Here is a 17,811-nt window from a genome sequence, read left to right on the forward strand (position 1 = left end):
CACGATGGCCGCACCCTGGCAGGGTGGTACTCTGGTGTACGCCACTGATCGCGAGCCGCTGTGCCTGGATCCGCATGTGCTGGGGGATATGCCCCAGGTCTTCGTGGCCAGCCAGTATCTGGACTCGCTGGTATCCATGGATGCTAGGGGTGACATCCATCCCTGGCTGGCCACCGACTGGTCGGTGTCGGCGGATGGTCTCAGTTATACCTTCCATTTGCGCAAGGATGTCCATTTCACGGATGGCACGCCATTCAATGCCCGGGCCCTGAAGGCCAATCTCGACCAGATCACCGACCCCCAGACTCAATCGAGCACGGCCGGCGGCTATATTCGTCAATATCGCGGCACGGATATCGTCGACGACTACACCGCCGTCGTGCATCTGGATCGGCCTTATGCCGCTTTTCTGGAGGTGCTGGCCCAGGGTTTCCTCGGCATGGAATCACCCCGGGCGATGGCTCGTGGCCGCGACATCAACTGCCAGAGCCCGGTGGGTTCCGGCCCCTTCAAGGTGGTGCGCTGGGATCGCCAGAGCCAGGTGATACTGAGCCGCAATCCGGACTACCAGTGGGCACCTCCCTACGCCGGTCATCCGGGACCGGCCTGGTTGCAGCGAGTGGTGTGGAAATTCATTCCCGAGCCGTCGATCCGCTTTGCCTCGCTGGAGGCCGGCGAGGTCGATGTGATCGAGGCCTTGCCGCCGGAGGACGAGGGGACGGCCCGGCGCAATCCCGAGCTGAGCGTGGTCGAGGCCGATCGGCCTGGCAACCCCACCAATGGCACCTTCAATCTGACTCGTTCCCCGTTCAATGATCGTCGGGTCCGGGAAGCCTTTGTTCGTGCCGCCGATGTCGAGGGAGCCTTGCACAGCGTGTATTTCGGGCAATATCACCGCGCCGGAGGTCCCTTGAGTCCGACCACGCCGTTCTACCGTTCCGATTTCGAGCATGCCCAGGACTATGATCCGCTGCGGGCGGCGAAGCTGCTGGATCAGGCCGGCTGGACCGGACACGATGCGGATGGCTATCGCACGCGCGACGGCCATCGGTTGGTGGTGCATGCCCTGATCAGCAACGAGACCGCGCCGGCCGAGCTGACCTTGTGGGAGCAGGTGCAGGCGACCACCCGCGCCGTCGGCATCGATTTGCGGATGGACATGCTCAGTGCCAGTGCGGCATTGCGGCGGCAGGGGGCTTGGGATTACGACATCCGCGTCGGCTACTGGAATACCAATACCGCCGATGTGCTGCGCATCGTGTTCGGCTCGGAATTCCTGGGTCCGACCGGCGGCAAGGGCGGCTTCCACCAGAACAGTTCGGGTTATCACGACCCGGTACTGGACGGCCTTCTGCAGCAGGCACTGGTGACCCGTGACGCTTCCCGGCGGCAGGGGCTTTATGCCCGGGCCCAGCAGATCGTATCCGCGCAATACCTGCAATTGACCACGTATCCGCAGAGTACGCGCCTGGCCGTCTATCATCATGCCCATGGTGTCCGCTTGGAACCCTCCTTGCAGGTCAGCTGGCTGCATGATGCCTGGGTGAGTCCATGAGGTCCGCATCCGGTCGGGTCACCGGGCAGAGACCGTGGCGCGGATGGCTGCGGGCCCTCCTGCCGAAGCTGCTGAATGCCGTGCTGGTGATGTGGGCAGCCGCGACGCTGACCTTTCTGCTGTTGCGCCTGGTGCCGGGCGATCCGGTGCTGGCCTTGCTGGGTGGCAATGCCGCCAATCCCACCCCTGAGACCATCGCCGCCCTGCGCCATGCCTATGGCTTCGACCAGCCATTGATCCTGCAGTACGGGCGATTTCTGAACGAGCTTCTGCATGGCCGGCTGGGTGAGTCCTATGCCCAGCATGTAGCGGTGATCGATATCATCCGCCAGCAGGCCGGGGCCACCTTGCAGCTGGTCTTGGCCGCCTTGGGCGTCGCCTGGGTGCTGGCGCTGGTCGCGGTACCGCTGACCGTCGGCCGGCGAGGCCAGGGTCTGGTCTCGATGCTGGAGGTGGGGCTGGCCACGGTGCCGCCGTTCTGGCTGGCGCTAATCCTGCTGGCGGTCTTCGCCTTCGGCCTACACTGGTTTCCGCCGGCAGGCAGCGGCAGCCTGCGCGCGCTGGTGCTGCCTGCCTTGGCGATGGGGTTGCCTCTGGGTGGTTTTGTCAGCCAGGTGACCCGCGAGTCCTTCGAGCTGGCTCTGGCTCAGCCCTTCGTGCTGTCAGCCCGCAGTCGTGGTCTGGCCGAATGGCGAGTGCGTCTGCAGCACGTCTTGCGCCATGCCTTGCTGCCCGGCCTCAGCCTTTCCGGCTGGGCGGTCGGCGCCCTGGTCAGCGGAGCCATCGTGGTCGAGGTCATCTTCGCTCGTCAGGGGCTGGGACGGCAGTTGTACCAGGCGGTGCTGTTGCAGGATCTGCCCCTGGCCTGCGGCATCACCTTGTTTGTCGCGGCCGTCTATATCATCGCCAATGGGCTGGTCGACCTCCTCGTGCAATGGGTTGATCCGCGTACTGCCAAGGAGTCAACATGAACACTCGTGCCTGGAATCTGATGTCGCCGCAGCGTTTCCGGCCATGGCAGCGATGGCAAGGTTTGCGGCAGACCCCGCCGGGTACGGCCTTGTCAGGCCTTTTTCTGCTGCTGATCCTGGCAGCGGCGATCCATCCGGCTCTGTTCACCTCGTCCGATCCGTTCGCGATCGCGCCTCGGCAGGCCTTCCAGGCGCCGGATTTCCGGCACTGGCTGGGAACGGATTCTTCCGGTCGCGACGTATTTGCACGTCTGGTCTATGGCGCCCGCCAATCCCTGGTGATCGGTGTGGCGGCGATGACCCTGGCGATGGTCATCGCCTTGCTGCTGGGTGTGACGGCCGGACTGGGCGGACGTCGGCTGGATGCGGTGGTCAGCGCCGGACTCAATGTCTGCTTCGCGTTTCCGCCGTTGGTGCTGGCCCTGCTGATGGTGGCTGCCTTCGGTACCGGCCTGCTGCCCTTGATCATTGCCACCGGTGTGGGGGCTTCACCCGGCTATGCGCGAATGGTGCGTGGCCAGGTCCTGGGGGTGCGCCAGGCCGGCTATATCCAGGCGGCCACGGTTCTTGGCCATGCGCCGGCGGGTGTGCTGCTGCGACAGGTGATTCCCAATACCTTGCGGCCTCTGGTGGTGACCCTGACCATGGGGATCGGCCAGATGATCGTATGGGCTTCGGCCTTGAGCTTTCTCGGCCTGGGTGAGCCGCCGCCCAGTCCGGAATGGGGCACCATGCTGTCGATGGGCCGCGACTTCGTGGCCACCGCCTGGTGGCTGACCTGCATGCCCGGCCTGGTGATCGTGCTGGTGGCCTTGACCACTACCGTGCTGGGTCGCCATCTGCAGCGCAAGCTGGAAGGGCGGCTGGCATGAGCGGGGCACCGCTGCTGCAGATTCAGGATCTGGAGATCGGTTTTCGTCGCCGCCGGACTTGCCGGCAAGTGGTCCACGGCGTCAATCTGCGGCTGGAGGCCGGTCAGGCGGCCGCACTGGTCGGTGAATCGGGTTCGGGAAAAAGCGTTACGGCGCGCAGTCTGGTGGGTCTGGCCGGTGCGGGTGCGGAGGTCCGTGCCGCCACGCTGCAGGCCGGCGGACGGGATCTGCAAGGTTTCCGCGAAGCGGACTGGCGGGCCTTGCGGGGTCGCCAGATCGGGCTGGTATGGCAGGACGCTCTGGTATCGCTGGATCCTCTGCACACGGTCGAGCATGCGGTGGGCGAAGCGCTGCGGGCGCATCGCTGGGGTACGCCGGCACGGCGTCGTGAAAGAGTGCGCGAGGCTTTGCGCCAGGCGGGCCTGGCCGAGCCGGATCGCCTGCTGCAGCGCCATCCGGGCCAGTTGTCCGGCGGCCAGCGCCAGCGGGTCCTGATCGCCGCCGCGTTGGTGCTGGATCCACCGCTGCTGATCGCGGATGAACCCACCACCGCGCTGGATGCCCATGTCCAGCTGCAGATCATTGAATTGCTGCAGGATATCGTGAAGCAAGGCCGGGGCCTGTTGATCATCAGTCATGATCTGGGTCTGGTGGCCCAGCTGGCAGGTCAGGTCCATGTCATGCGGCATGGGCGGGTGGTCGAGCAGGGCGACCGTGCCGAGGTGTTGCGGCAGCCGCGGCATGCCTATACCCGGGCGCTGCTGCAGGCCCGGCCCGGACGGCTCGCGCCTTCACCGGTGGTCAGTACCACCGACGGGCCGCCATTGCTGGAGGCGGAGGGGCTGGTCAAGAGCTATCGCCAGGCCGATGGAAGTCGGTATCTGGCGCTGGCCGAGGCCGGTTTTCGCCTGGCCGAGGCCGGGGCTCTGGGCATCATCGGAGCCTCGGGTTCAGGCAAGTCGACCCTGGCCAGTCTGCTGCTGGGTCTGCAGTCGCCGGATCAGGGCCGGATCAGCTTTCTGGGCCAGCCCTGGATCGGTGCCGGCCAGGCCGAGGTGACCGAGCGCGAGCGGCGGCCACGGCGCCGGCAGATGGCAGCGGTGTATCAGGATCCGCTGAGTTCCTTCGATCCTCGCTGGACGGTAGCGCGGATACTGGCCGATGCTCTGGCGGCTGCGGAGGTGCCCGGTGCCGAACACCCGGAACAGAGCCTGGAGCTGCTGGAACGGGTTGGGCTGCCGACCGCCTTGCTGCCACAACTGCCGGCCAGCCTGTCCGGTGGCCAGCGTCAGCGACTGGCGATTGCCAGAGCGCTGGCCGTCCGCCCCAGGCTGCTGATCTGTGACGAGGCCGTATCGGCACTGGATGTGCTGGTGCAGGCGCAGATCCTGGATCTGTTGCTGGATCTGCGGCGGCAACTGGGGCTGGCCTGCGTCTTCATCACCCATGATCTGCGGGTGGTGCAGCAGCTGTGCGACCAGGTGCTGGTGATGCATGAGGGACGGGTGGTGGAACAGGGGCCGCTGGCCGAGATCTTTGCCCGGCCGCGGCATCGCCATACCCGTGAATTGCTGGCCGCCGCCGCCGGAGTGCCGGAGCCGGAGGGCGATCAGGATCAATCCTCGCCGCGGTGATGGACCACCACCTCGCCCAGCTTGATCAGCCGCGCGCGGACCACGTTGCGGCTCAAGCCCAGCAGGGACGCGGTACGGACCTGATTGTGGTGGCACAGCCGATAGGCCGTACGGAACAGGCTGTCCTCCACCTTTTCATGCAGATCCTCCTCGCCCTGGCTGCACAACTGCTCCAACGCCTGCTGCAAGCGGGCCTCGGCGCTGTCGTCGCTGCCGTCCTGCAGATCGGGCGGACCGTGCAGATAGGCAATGGAAAGATCGCTGTCCTGGATTACGCCGTTGCGGCTGATCAGCAGGGTGCGATGAATGACGTTCTCCAACTCGCGGATATTGCCGGGCCAGGGATAGGCGGTCAGGCGTCGCTCGGCCGCGGGGCTGAGACGCACCGGGCCATGGCCCAGACGTCGGCTGTATTCGCCGATGAACAGGCGGACCAGGGGCAGGATGTCCCCGGGGCGCTGCTGCAGGGGCTTCAGCTCCAGCTTGACCACGTTGAGGTGGTAGAACAGGTCGCGCCGGAAGGCACCGGTCTGTACCAGCCGTTCCAGTGGAACATGGCTGGCGGTGATGATGCGGACATCCACCGGCACGCTGCGACGGGAGCCCAGTCGCACGACCATGCCTTCCTGGAGCACCCGCACCAGCTTGGTCTGTACCGACATCGGCAGCTGGTTGATCTCATCCAGGAACAGGGTACCGCCATGGGCCACTTCCAGCCAGCCGGCCTTGGAGCTCAGCGCACCGGTAAAAGCTCCTTTTTCATGGCCGAACAATTCGGCCTCGGCATGCAGTTCGCTGAACACGCCGCAATCCACGGCCACGAAAGGTTCGGCACGACGGGTGCTGAGCGCGTGGAGATGGCGGGCGATCAACTCCTTGCCGGTACCGGTATCACCGACCAGCAGGACATTGGCCGCGCTGGGCGCGATTCGCTGCAACTGCTTCAGGATCGCCTTGGACTGCGGATCCTCGAACACACAGGCCTGGGCGGCATCGGCGGACAGTGGCAGCGCGATGACGGGGGCATGAGGTGGTGTGGGCATGGAAGATCCGGTGGTCGTGGCATGGTCCGTCGAGGATCAGGGACCGCAGGGTATGGCTGCATCTGCGGCCGCTGAGTGCATGCGGCGATCCGGATCGGGCCGGAGGCCGGCGTTGTGCAACGGTGCGCTCATGAGTAGAAACTGGGCGAGGGCAGGTGGCGGTTCAAGGCCCAGTCGCCGAGTTCGCGCAGCTTGTAGTCGACCGGATCATGCAGGGTCTGGGTTCGCAGATTGCGCCAATAGCGGTCCAGACGCAGCGCTGCATGGGTGGCACGGGCACCGGTAACCTCGAACAGTCGGCTGGTGAGATCCAGTCCGACACGGGTGGTGGCGACCTTGGCGGTGGCAATGGCGACAGCCAGCCGGCCGCGCTCATCCTCGGTCAGGCGCGAGCCTTTGTGCCAGGCCTGATCCAGCTGGTCGGAGGCCAGTTCGACCAGGGGCCGGATGCTTTCCAGGCCCAGCCAGAACTCGCCGTAACGGGCCAGCACGTAGGGATCATCACCGATATGCTCCACGCCGGAGCGGAACCAGGGGCGGGCCTCCTTCAGGGTGTAATGCCGCGCCTCCTCGAAAGCGCCTTCGGCCAGTCCCAGAAAGATGTGGCAGAAGATCAGCTGGGCGATCAAGGGACGCAGACAGGCGAATGGCGTGCTGAGCGGACCGGGATCCAGCAGCAGCTCGCTGTCCTCGACCCGGACCCGCTCAAAGGTGGTACTGCCGCTGTCCGTCTGACGCTGGCCGATATTATCCCAGTCTCCGGCCAGGATGATGCCGCTGCGGGCCGTGGGAATCGCGCCGATCAGGAGTTCCCCGGATGGGACATCGCGGGCCGAGGCGACCAGCATTTCCGAGTCCAGTGCACCGGAGCAGAAGCTTTTGCGGCCGGAAAACTCGCGCCAGCCCTGGAATCGCTGCGCCACGGTGCGGGTATCCAGCGGATTGAGCGCATTGCCCCAGAACCATTGTTTGCGCGCGGTCTGCTCGAACCAGGGCTGCCACTGTTCGGGCCGGCCGAACAATTGCACGGTAGCCAGCAGCAGATGCTGGAAACCGAAGACATGGGCGATCGAACTGTCGACACGGGCGAATTCGCGGACGATGCGCAGTGTCTCGCTCCAGCTGGCCCCCAGGCCGCCGTACTGTCCGGGGATGATGAGGGCCAGCAGGCCACTGGCGCGCAAGGCATCCCGTTCCTGCTTGGGAGTACCGCCGCGGCTGTCGCGTTCCGCCGCGTCGGCGGCAAATTGCAACGCCAGCTGGCGGGCGATCTGCAACGGAGTCAGCACACTGGTCTGAGGGAGGCTGGTCATGCTCGGGATGATCTCTTCAAGGCGCCGGAGCGGGGTTGTGGTGGGCTTCAGGACGCAGCCGCCGGCAGAATGTCGTTGGCAATCATTTCCCCGAAGGGACCGGTCAGATTGATATGGCCATGGCGGGCATAGCTGGGATAGGGTTCAGGCAGCAGCGGGAACAGCAGCTCGGCGACCCGATAGGCCTCTTCCAGGTGCGGATAGCCCGAGAAAATGAAGTTTTCGATCCCCAGCTCGGCATATTCCCTGATCCGTTCCGCCACCTGTTGCGGATCACCGACCAGGGCCGTACCGGCACCGCCACGCACCAGTCCCACGCCGGCCCATAGATTGGGGGAGACTTCCAGTGCATCACGCCGGCCGCCATGCAGGGCTGCCATCCGGCGCTGACCCTCGGAATCGAAGCGGGCAAAGGATTTCTGGGCCGAGGCGATGGTGGCATCCGAGACATTGGCGATCAGGGCATCGGCGGCCCGCCAGGCCTCTTCGGTCGTTTCTCTCACGATCACATGCAGGCGTATTCCGAACTGCACGGTCCGGCCTCTTGCCGCCGCGCGGGTACGCACGTCGGCGATCTTCTCGGCCACCGCGCGGGGCGGCTCGCCCCAGGTCAGATAGACATCGATCTGTTCGGCGGCCAGCTCATGGGCCTCTGGTGAGGACCCGCCGAAATACAGTGGCGGATACGGCTGCTGGATCGGCGGATACAAGGCCTTGGCATTGCGGACATGGAGGTGATCGCCCTCGAAATCCACCGCCTCTCCCTGCAAGACCCGTCGCCATATCTGCAGGAATTCGCGGGTCACGGCATAGCGTTCGGCATGGTCGAGGTGAATGCCGTCACCACGATTCTCGTCCGGATCACCACCGGTGACGACATTGATCAACAGACGTCCGCCGGACAATCGGTCCAGCGTCGCGGCCATGCGTGCCGAGACCGTCGGTGAAATGATGCCGGGCCGGATCGCGACCAGAAATCGCAGCCGTTCCGTGCTGCCGGCGAGTGCCGAGGCGACCACCCAGGAATCTTCGCAGGAGCGGCCGGTGGGAATCAGCACGCCGTGATAACCCAGATGGTCGGCAGCCTGGGCCACCTGCTTGAGATAGGGCAGGGACACCGGCCGGGCACCGCGGGTCGTGCCTAGAAAACGACCGTCGCCGTGGGTGGGAAGAAACCAGAAGACCTTCATGCGGACCTCTCTCAGGCGATGGCGCGCAAGGCGATACGATGCTCGGCCAGCAGACCGGCCGCCCGGTCGGCGGCCAGTGCGATACGGGTATGGATGGCCACACCATGCAGGGCATGGCCCTGGAAATCGACTTCGCTGGCGTAGACGCCTATCGGCAAGGTGACCGCCTGGAAGAAACTGAACAGCGGTCGCAACTGATGATCGATCACCAGCGCATGGCGCTCGCTGCCACCGGTGGCGGCCAGCAGCACAGGCGTATCGATCAGCGCTTCCTGGCCGACCAGATCGAACAGATGCTTCAGCAGACCGGGATACGAGGCCCGATAGACCGGCGCCGCCACCACCAGCAGATCGGCATGCTCGATGGCCTGGAGCGTGTCTTCGGCGATGGGCGAGAGTTCCTTGCGGTGCAGGCTGCCGCCCAGCTCGCGGGCGATGCCTGCCAGTGACAGCACGCTGGCCTGGATCGGAAGGCGGCTGGCCAGCTCGGCCACGATGGCTTCGGCCAGCACCAGGGTGCGCGAGGTGGACGATATGCTGCCCGCAATGGCGACGACGTTGAGATGGCTCATGTCAGATGCTCCGATGTGAGGAATGGGACCAAGGCAGAGTCAGTTCCATGATGGCCGGCTCCCGGCGGCGAGGGTTGGGGGCCGATTCGGGAAGGACACCATTCCGGCAGCGGTCGGTCCGAGCCCTGGGTACCGGTGTTGCTTCACTTTGCCTGCATTGCGAAGGCTTTCCAAAGCGAATCGTCATGGGCAGTTCGCATCAACTTATGCCTCTCCGTCATCATCTTTTTTCATGCTATGCCTTTGGTTGTAAAGTGATTTGTTGCGGTATAAAAAGATGAGCAGTGCATGTGCAGGATGCTTCCAAGGCAACAGCTGAAATCCGGGAGATGTCCTTGAAAATAAGCTGTGTGTAGATGTCCGGACGCCTGTATGGATCGCACTCTTGAAAGGCATGACTCTTGCATTGTCATGCACTGTGTCATGCTCGTCCCCTTTGGGGCGGATGCCGGGTCTGCCGTCAGTACGGCATGACCTGGTGCGGTGTGCAGCAAAGATGAAAACGGCGGGGATGGGGGGCGAAAACTAGTGCATGTGCGGGGGGATACCATGATCCTCGGCGGCTGGTATCGCGACCGGCTGCCCGATCAACCTGCGCCTGATCGGCGGGGCCAGTCACGGCATCGAAGAAGCTTCGGATGTGACCGGGGCTGGCGCTTAGGCTCCGGATCGGCGAGGCTTGCCCGATTCCCTGTGGCTGAGCTTGATGACGACGTCGACTTCTTTTCCCCATGCGGCCTTGTTGGCGTGTCTGCAGGCCGGTCAGCCGGTCGAGTTGACCACCACCGACGGTCGCCGGATCGAAAGCCCCGAGCAACGGGCCAGCCTGACCGAACTGTTGCAGGCGGCCGAGCGACTGCATGCCAGTCAGCTGCAGATTGCCCAGGTGGCTGATATCTTGCGGCGGGACCAGAAATTCGCCAGACCCGGGCCGCCGTCACCGTATCTGGTCCGACTGCGCCAGCAGCAGGCCGCGGCCAGGCAGGCCGGCAATCAGGCCCGGCAAGCCTATGTCCGTGCCGCGCAGGCACTGGTCAAGGCCTGGTCCCTGAAAGTACCGCCTCGGTTGGCGGTGGAGACCTTCGTCGGTGAGTGGATGCTTCGGACGCTGCCTGGCGGCGATCAGCACGGCGTGTGAACGATATCGTGGAGCCGGTCCCTGGGAGACAAGCTGGCGCACGGGCAGAATGGTTTCGTTCGACGCCGGGCTCGGTCGGGCTTGATCCCGTCGGGCCTGGTTCCGCGCCTCTCGATCCTTGTCGTGCCGGTTCAAATCATCCTGGTCCCATCTACCCCGACCCGGCAGGCGAAGTCCGGTAACGGGGAGCGATACCGTCCTGGCTGTAGATGGCTGTCATCCGTGCGGTCACGGCCTGCGGCGTCGCGGTTTTCTGCATGCCGGGAGATACGCGCCATGGGCGGCGAACCTTCGGGGTATCATGGCGGTTGCGGATATCCTCCAGATCGTCCCTTTCGGCCCGGGAGAGCCATCAATGAAGCAAGAAGCCCTGCAACGCGAACTGTTGCGCCTGTTCGAAGCCCATGGCGTGGAACTCGAAGCCGACGAAGAGTGGCTGGTCACCGAGGGTGAATTTCCTGCGGTCAGCGCTCAGTGGCAGGAGCCGTCGGCTGGCGGTCCCGGCTGGCTGGATATCGACGTCGTGCTCAGCGAAGACCGGCAGATCGAAGTCAGCTTTCCCGGCCATGCCGCGGGCGAGGGCGGCGTTCGCGAGGCACTGCAGGCTTTCGAGGCCGAAGCCCTGCACGTGTTGCTGGCCAGCTGCTGGTATGTCACCGATGACCGCCGGATCCAGGTGCAGAGCTGGGATCTGGGTCTGCGCCAATGGGACGTGTTTGCCGGCCGGCCGGTGCCGAGTCCCGCCGACATGACGATCCCCGAGGGCTGGCTGACGGCGCTGGGCGATGCCATGCGCCAGGAATCGCCCGGCGCCGAACTGCATTGGCTGCAGATCTTCCAGCGCCGCGACGAAACCGGTCAGTTGACCCGTGAGGTGTTGCTGGACAATGAGTCCTGGGCTCGCGGCGAAAAGGCGCTGGCCGCGCTGGCCTGGCCGACGTCAGCTTATAGCCTGCGCGCCTTTCTGGCGCTGGATGTGCGCGACTACTGAGCGGGAAGGAGGAGGCGGCTCCTTGCCGCGCCGCCTCCCACGGCCGGAAAAAGGTCATGCATCAGGAGCCGCCAGATGTTTGTGATGGCGCTGAGCGAGTGTGACGCTTATCGCCACGGGGTGAGGGGTATCTCGTCGCGGATGGCGATCTCGCGTTTACGAATCTGCTGTCTGCGCAGATCGCAAGCAGGCCATGCTTCCTGGCGCAGGGCGCAGGTCTCGCCTCGTCCATTCAAGTTCATGTCGTACAGGCCGATGCAGAGGCCTTCTCCATGATGTCGACGGGCGAGACATGACAGCAGAAACTCCGGCTTCAAAGGCTGATGCCGTCAGCCTGTTTGACGAAATCTCGGACCTGCTGAAATGGTCCCAGGACCGGGTCGGCCCTCTGACCTTTGTCGGACTGTCGATCGCCGCGCTGTTATGGCTGGATTTTCTGAAGGTCTTCGCCTTGCCGGTCGGTTTTCTGTCCTCCAGTTCGCTGGCTGCCCTGCCGGCTTTGTTCTCGGTCGTGGTTTTCCTGATCATCGCTATGACCTTGGTGATCTGTCTGCCCAGCATGCCCTTGTGGATGCCTTTGATCGAGGGTGGTCCATCCATCGGCACTCTTGGACGAGGGCGTTTTGCCGCCGAAGCCGAAAAAGACGGGGCGGCATCCGGTTTTCGTCAATTGCCCGAAACCGAGGCTGCCGTGGTGCGCCGGCGGATGCTCAGGCAATGGCTCGGTTTCAACGGCGGCGTCGTCATGTTCAGCCTTTTATGGGTTGGTTCGCTGTTTGAGCTCAGTCCGCGCCCGACTTGGTTTTGGTGGCTCGGGGCGGTCGCCATCGGCGTAGCCATGGCGCTGATAATGTTGGCCTGGCAGCTGAAGAAAAAGCTGGGCCGATGGCCATCTATCGAGTTTGCTTTAATTTTACTGGGGGCCGGCCTTGTCCAGGGCACTATTTCACTGTTTCTTATTCAGGTGCTACTGAATGTCATAGCTTTGCAGTCATCGCGGATGCTGGTCGTGGCTGCCATCATCTATCTCGTTGTCATGGCCTTGATCATTCTGTTGCAGGCATTGGTCGCGATGCGGATTATCAAGGGGATGTACCGGGGAGGTTTGAAGCATGTGATGGTCTCGGTGCTGCTGATTCTGGTGGCGGTGGCCGCCGTGCCGCAGGCCGGGGCCCGGCTGGTGAGCTATCCCTTGCAGCTTGCCACCGTCGATGGCGAGACCTGCCAGGTACTCACCTTGTTGCCTCTGTCGTCTGCGGCACCGAGCAGTTATGCGACGGTGCAGGATCTCAACAACCCCGGTCACTCCGTGCCCTTGAATTTCATCACTCATCTCGACGGCATGTATTACGTCAGGCCGGATCCGTGGAAAGGGGCGGTCTATGCGGTGCCGGAGGCTTCCGTCGGCGGTATCGGCCCCTGCCGTGCTCGCGAGGAGGCTTCGCCGATCTTTGCCGCCCTCAGGGCCTCCGACGGCAGCCCGCCTTGAACTGATGGTCGCGACGCGGCCGGCGCTGGTGCAGGGCTGACGACGGAGTCGCTTGCGGGCCGATCAGGTCAGCGCAGGCCTGCTCCGTTGCGGGAGATGATCAGATCCGGTCCGGCTGCACCTCGGGCGGAAACGGCAGCTCGCGATAATAACGGCCGGTGGCCTGATGCAAGGCATCGGCCAGCGCCGGGGCGACCACGGCGGTGGCGATCTCGCCTACGCCCTGGGGCTCGCGCGGACTGTCGATCAGCACCACTTCGACCTCGGGCATGGCCTGGATGCCGGCCAGCGGATAGGTATTGAAGTTTTCCTCGACCGTGGCGCCATGCTTGAAATGCAGCTGGCTCTTGAAGGCGATGGTGAGACCGAAGCCGATGCCACCCTCCATCATGGCCTTGACCAGATTGGGATTGATTACCCGGCCGCAATCGACGGCACAGGTGGCCTTGACGATGGAGACCTTGCCTTGCACCAGGCGGATTTCGATTACCAGGGCGACATGGCTGGTAAAGGCATGATTGCGCCCCTCCCATTCATTGAAGGCCAGGCCGCGATAGTGGCCCGGCGGCAATGGCTGATGCCAGCCGGCCGCTGTGGCGGCCGCATCCAGCACGGCCAGCGCCTCCGGTTCAGCCGCAAGCAGGCGACGACGATAGCTGTAGCCGTCGATGCCGGCCTGATCAGCCAGCTCGCTGACAAAGCTTTCATAGAAGAAAAGACTGGCGACGCTGCCGACACCGCGCATATAGCTGACCGGAATCACCTGATCGACGATGCCCGACTCCACCCGCAGTCCGGGAATCGCGTAGATCGTGTCATAGACGCACTCCACCATGGTCTCGTCCCAGCCGCCGGCCTTTTCCACGAAGTCGCGGTGCATCTGCCAGAACAGCGACTGTCCGGCATAGCGCGCCCACAAGGCCTTCGGATAGCCGTCCGCATTCAGCAGGGCCCGGAAATGACCGATTTCGCCGGGTCGGAAATAGCCATGCTGGATATCGATGTCGCGCGGATAGATCACCTTTACCGGCCGGCCGACCGCCCTGGAGGCCGCCGTGGCATGGATCACGGCATCCGGTATGTATTTGCGCCCGAAGCTGCCGCCGACAAAGGTGGTGTTGACGATGACCTTGTCCGGCGCCAGCTTGAACATCTTGCCCAGCGCGCCCCGGATCACATCCTGACCCTGGAAGGGGCCCCAGGTCTCGATATGGTCGCCCCGGTGGAAGCTGGTGGCATTGCAAGGCTCCATCGTCGCCTGGTTGCTGTAGGGCGCACTGTAGCGAGCTTCGTGCAGATGAGGGTCAGTCTGGATGGCGGCCTGTTCGATCAGGCTTCGCGCATCGCCGCGGTCGGTGGCCGTCACCAGCTTGTCGCTGGCCAGCATGGCGGCATTGGCGGCATCGATGCCTGCGCTGTCGAGGTCGGCACCGGGGCCCGGGTCGTAGTCGACATCCAGCAAGTCGGCGGCCTTCCTGGCCTGCCAATAGCTGTGCGCCACCACGATGATCGTGTTCGGGCTGTGGTCCGGATCACGTCCGACCATATTGTTGATGGACAGGTGCCGGCTGGGGACCAGGTCCACGATGCCGGGCAGGGCACGGATGGTCGCAGCGTTGCGGATGCCCAGCACCCGGCCGGTAAAGCCCGGCACCATCCATGGCACCCCGATCAACATGTCGGGGACCTGGACGTCGATGCCGAAAATGGCGCTGCCCTCGACCTTGGCGCGGGTGTCGATCCGATGGATCCGGGCACCGATCAGGCCTTTGCGGCTTTCGTCCAGAGTCTTCAGGGGCGCATCGGGATCGGGTTTCAGCCGGCTGGCCAGACTCAACAGCTCAGCGTAGCCGATACGACGTCCGTCGACGACATCAATGACATGGCTCTTTTCGGTACGACACTGATCGGGGGCGACTCCGAAATACAGGGCGCCGGCCCGTCGCAGCAGATCCCTGGCTTGGGCACCTGCCTGGCGCAGACGCGGATAGAACACCGTCATCGAGGTCGAGGCCGCCACGAACTGGGACTTGGCCTCACCGCCGGCAACCTGGCGATAGGCTTCGCGTCCGGTCACGAATTGCACGCTGACCTGTTCCCAGTCGGCATCCATTTCGTCGGCCAGCACCTCGGCCAGTCCGGTATAAATGCCCTGGCCGACCTCGGCCTGACTGACGCCGAGCAGAATCCGGCCATCGTCCTGGATCCAGACCCAGTCATTGATCTCGCCGCGGGTCGGCAGTGGCGTGTTCCCCTGCAGAAAACGGGCGGCCCGCAAGGGGCCGCTCAGCGGCAGCCATATCGAGATGGCTGCCACGGTGCCGGCGGCGAGAAAGCGGCGGCGTTCAGCCTTCATGACCGAGCACCTCACGGCTGGCGCGGTGGATCGCCTTGCGGACGCGATAGTAGGTGGCACAGCGGCACAGATTGCTCAGGCGCTGGTCGATATCGGTGTCCGTCGGTGCCGGCAGCGTCTCCAGCAAGGCGCTGACCGCCATGATCCAGCCGGTCTGGCAATAGCCGCATTGGGGCACATCCTCGTCGATCCAGGCCTTTTTAACGGCCATACCGGCGGGCGAGGTCAGGCCCTCGATGGTGGTCACTTGCCGTCCGGCCACCAGCGCCAGAGGATAGCAGCACGAGCGTACGGCTTCACCGTCGACATGCACGGTGCAGGCGCCGCAGGCACCGATCCCGCAGCCGAATTTGGCTCCGGTCAGCAGGAACTGCTCGCGCAACACCCACAACAGAGGGGTGTCAGGCTCACCGTCAAACTCGACGGGGCGGCCATTCAGGGTGAATTTCACGACGAACTCCTGTTTGCAGCATGGCGGCGCTGCCATCGGCGCACGGTGGTCCAGATCAGGCCCAGCAACACCAGCAGGCCCAGCCATGGTCCGGTGATCAGCATGGCGCGCAGACCGACCGGCAAACCGCCTCGACGTGCGGTGGCGACCTCGTCTGTGGTCACGGGGCCGGTTTCGCGTCCAAAGCGGGCACGGACATAGGTGGTCAGCGCTGCGATCCGGCGGTTGTCCAGGCTGCCGGCAAAGCCCGGCATATGGACGCGCACCGGGCCGCTGGCCCTGTCGATGCCATGCAGGATGACCTGGATCAGATTGGTGGCGGCAGGCGCACCTACAGTGCTGTTGTGACTGAGTGCAGGAAACCAGTCGCCATAGGCACCTTCGCCCGCCAGCCGGTGACAGCTGGCGCAGGCACGCGCATAGATCTCGCGTCCCTCGGCCAATGCCGGTCTGCGGTCGGCCTTCGGATCCCCGGCATAGGCCCATGCCGGCGGCTCATGACCGGCATGGCCGCGGCCGGGGACGTGCTGCAGATAGGTGGCGATAGCGCCCAGATCGGCATGGGTGAGTGCATGAAGACTGTTTTCCACCGCCTCGGCCATGCCGCCGGCCGCCATGGCCTTGCCGGTGGCGTGGCCGTCACGCAGATAGCTGACGATTTCATCCTGTGACCAGTCTCCCAGCCCGCGGACCGGATCGGAGGTGATATCGGGCGCCATCCAGCCATCGACATGGCCGCCCTGCAGATAATGCGAATGCTCTTCCGCCATCGCGATGTTGTGCGGGGTGTGGCAGGAGCCGCAATGACCCAGCACATCGACGAGATAGCGGCCGCGGCGCAGCGTGGCGGACTCGCCTGTTGTGGGCGGCGGCTCCTGCTGTCGGGCAAACAGGGCATTCCACAGCGCCAGACCACGGCGCACCGAATAGGGGAAGGCCATCCAGCCTTTGGCAGGCGTTTGATCGTCGGGCGCTACGCCATGCATGAAATAGTTGTAGAGGTCGTGCAGATCTGCCGGCTGCAGGCCGGCATAGGCCGGATAGGGCATGGCCGGATACAGCCAGCTGCCATTCCGCCGCCGGCCCAGGGTCAGGGCGCGCACGAAATCCTGCTCGCTGTAGTTGCCGATGCCGGCGCTGACCGAAGGCGTGATATTGCTGGCGACAATCCGGCCAAAAGGCAGTTCCATCCCCAGACCACCGGCAAAGGATGGCGTGTTCGCACCGGGGGTGCGATGGCAGGCCGCACAGTCGGCCGCCGTGGCCAGGTAGGAGCCGCGCACGATCGAAGCCTGCAGCCCGGCCTCCGCAGGCTTGTCCGCTGCAAGGCAAGAGATCGGCAGGCCCAGAAGCAGGATCCCGAGGTGGCGCAGGCTGGACCGTGGCGCGGACGGGCGGCGACCGAGACACTCCTTGCGCATAGTCTTCAGATCTCCCAAGGGCGGGCTCAGGATCGCCAGACGACGGCGATCGGCTTGCTATGAGTGGTGCCTGATGAAAACTCGATCAGGAGTTGAGGCCGGAGCATCGAACCGGCCGCCGGCATTCAGGCGCGTATTGTTCTTTCTCCATTCGCATCCATCGTGTTCGGGCGTCCCTACTGAACTCGATCACGGCTTGCGGTATGGAATGGCGCGGGTGTGCAAATCTTCATGACGCTGGAAGATTGAAACCAATTGTGTGGACGTCTTGTGAATTCTGGCGATCGGATCACGGCCGGGCAAACGGTGGCGGCGGGCCGATATTACTGTCCTGTTCGACGGTCATGCATTCCGTCCACGGGGCGGCTTGGGCATCCGCATGGCATGCGTGACAGGCATGCGCTATGGAGGGCATGGGTCTGGTCCGGGAGAATCTTGTTCCGGGCACGGTCGGCGCATGACTTCGCCGGCATCGATGCCCACGGAACTCATGGCGATCCGGGTCCGGTCTTCGACTTCAGCGGACTTGAGGGTACCCATGGAAAGAGGGGACGACGCTGCCGCTGCCTGCCGCGCCAGGGACGCGCACCGGTAGTCAAGGGGCGGCGTGGATGGCCAGTCATCGTCGTTGCAGCGGGTCGGTGCTGACGGATATCGAGGGTGGCGGATATCGCATCGCATTCCGTGGACGCTTCACGAAGGCGGGCGAGTCCGGTTCGGGGCAGCATTGCTGCAGGCCCGCGCCATTGCAGTCATGAAGCCCTTCGAAGCCGCCGGCGACCTCTTGTGATTTATGTGACGAGAGCAGGGTGGCG

Annotated in this window: 14 protein-coding genes; 7 read left to right on the plus strand and 7 right to left on the minus strand. The window is 64.4% G+C overall.

Annotated elements, in window-relative coordinates; all coding sequences use genetic code 11:
* Positions 1-4 precede the first annotated feature (4 nt).
* Genes FRAAU_RS01105 through nikE form a run of 4 tightly spaced genes read left to right on the plus strand, consistent with a single transcriptional unit; the run spans position 5 to position 5,032 of the window.
* Positions 5-1,555 carry an ABC transporter substrate-binding protein gene (locus tag FRAAU_RS01105; RefSeq protein ID WP_014401725.1) on the plus strand — a complete coding sequence of 517 codons (1,551 nt, stop codon included), beginning with the start codon at positions 5-7 and terminating at the stop codon, positions 1,553-1,555.
* On the plus strand, positions 1,552-2,526 hold the full coding sequence (locus tag FRAAU_RS01110; RefSeq protein WP_014401726.1) for an ABC transporter permease: 975 nt from the start codon (positions 1,552-1,554) through the stop codon (positions 2,524-2,526). The genes FRAAU_RS01105 and FRAAU_RS01110 overlap by 4 nt, the downstream gene beginning before the upstream one ends.
* Positions 2,523-3,398 carry an ABC transporter permease gene (locus tag FRAAU_RS01115; protein ID WP_014401727.1) on the plus strand — a complete coding sequence of 292 codons (876 nt, stop codon included), beginning with the start codon at positions 2,523-2,525 and terminating at the stop codon, positions 3,396-3,398. The genes FRAAU_RS01110 and FRAAU_RS01115 overlap by 4 nt, the downstream gene beginning before the upstream one ends.
* Positions 3,395-5,032, plus strand: a complete 1,638-nt coding sequence (gene nikE, locus FRAAU_RS01120) for a nickel ABC transporter ATP-binding protein NikE (protein WP_014401728.1) — start codon at positions 3,395-3,397, stop codon at positions 5,030-5,032. The genes FRAAU_RS01115 and nikE overlap by 4 nt, the downstream gene beginning before the upstream one ends.
* Here the strand turns inward: nikE and FRAAU_RS01125 are convergent.
* The 4 genes from FRAAU_RS01125 to msuE all read right to left on the minus strand — a co-directional run bounded on the left by FRAAU_RS01125 (position 5,014) and on the right by msuE (position 9,150).
* Complete coding sequence (locus FRAAU_RS01125; RefSeq protein WP_014401729.1) at positions 5,014-6,075, minus strand: sigma-54 interaction domain-containing protein; 1,062 nt, start codon at positions 6,073-6,075, stop codon at positions 5,014-5,016. The genes nikE and FRAAU_RS01125 overlap by 19 nt on opposite strands.
* 128 nt (positions 6,076-6,203) lie before the next feature.
* Positions 6,204-7,388, minus strand: a complete 1,185-nt coding sequence (locus FRAAU_RS01130) for an acyl-CoA dehydrogenase family protein (protein ID WP_014401730.1) — start codon at positions 7,386-7,388, stop codon at positions 6,204-6,206.
* A gap of 47 nt (positions 7,389-7,435) precedes the next feature.
* Positions 7,436-8,578 (minus strand): FMNH2-dependent alkanesulfonate monooxygenase, encoded by a 1,143-nt coding sequence (ssuD, locus tag FRAAU_RS01135; RefSeq protein WP_014401731.1) that lies wholly within the window; start codon positions 8,576-8,578, stop codon positions 7,436-7,438.
* Positions 8,579-8,589: 11 nt separating this feature from the next.
* Complete coding sequence (gene msuE / locus FRAAU_RS01140; RefSeq protein ID WP_014401732.1) at positions 8,590-9,150, minus strand: FMN reductase; 561 nt, start codon at positions 9,148-9,150, stop codon at positions 8,590-8,592.
* 679 nt (positions 9,151-9,829) lie between these two features.
* Between msuE and FRAAU_RS01145 the strand changes: the two genes are divergently transcribed.
* The 3 genes from FRAAU_RS01145 to FRAAU_RS01155 all read left to right on the plus strand — a co-directional run bounded on the left by FRAAU_RS01145 (position 9,830) and on the right by FRAAU_RS01155 (position 12,768).
* A complete protein-coding gene (locus tag FRAAU_RS01145) occupies positions 9,830-10,288 on the plus strand; it encodes a polysaccharide deacetylase family protein (RefSeq protein ID WP_014401733.1) in 459 nt (152 codons plus the stop codon).
* Between the two features lie 355 nt (positions 10,289-10,643).
* Positions 10,644-11,279 (plus strand): DUF6348 family protein, encoded by a 636-nt coding sequence (locus tag FRAAU_RS01150; RefSeq protein WP_014401734.1) that lies wholly within the window; start codon positions 10,644-10,646, stop codon positions 11,277-11,279.
* Positions 11,280-11,472: 193 nt separating this feature from the next.
* Positions 11,473-12,768: a hypothetical protein gene (locus FRAAU_RS01155; RefSeq protein ID WP_156803295.1), complete on the plus strand. Its 1,296-nt coding sequence runs from the start codon at positions 11,473-11,475 to the stop codon at positions 12,766-12,768.
* A gap of 100 nt (positions 12,769-12,868) precedes the next feature.
* Here FRAAU_RS01155 and FRAAU_RS01160 read toward each other — a convergent pair whose 3' ends face one another.
* The 3 genes from FRAAU_RS01160 to FRAAU_RS01170 are packed head-to-tail and all read right to left on the minus strand — an operon-like array spanning position 12,869 to position 16,858.
* The gene (locus FRAAU_RS01160) at positions 12,869-15,124 is read right to left on the minus strand and encodes a xanthine dehydrogenase family protein molybdopterin-binding subunit (RefSeq protein ID WP_014401736.1); all 2,256 of its coding nucleotides are present in this window, start codon (positions 15,122-15,124) and stop codon (positions 12,869-12,871) included.
* Entirely contained in the window at positions 15,114-15,575 is a 462-nt protein-coding gene (locus tag FRAAU_RS01165; protein WP_014401737.1) for a (2Fe-2S)-binding protein, read from the minus strand. The genes FRAAU_RS01160 and FRAAU_RS01165 overlap by 11 nt, the downstream gene beginning before the upstream one ends.
* Entirely contained in the window at positions 15,572-16,858 is a 1,287-nt protein-coding gene (locus FRAAU_RS01170) for a c-type cytochrome (protein ID WP_169314738.1), read from the minus strand. The genes FRAAU_RS01165 and FRAAU_RS01170 overlap by 4 nt, the downstream gene beginning before the upstream one ends.
* Between the last annotated feature and the right edge of the window lie 953 nt (positions 16,859-17,811).

The organism is Frateuria aurantia DSM 6220 (assembly GCF_000242255.2).
In the GTDB taxonomy this organism is placed as follows: Bacteria; Pseudomonadota; Gammaproteobacteria; order Xanthomonadales; family Rhodanobacteraceae; genus Frateuria; species Frateuria aurantia.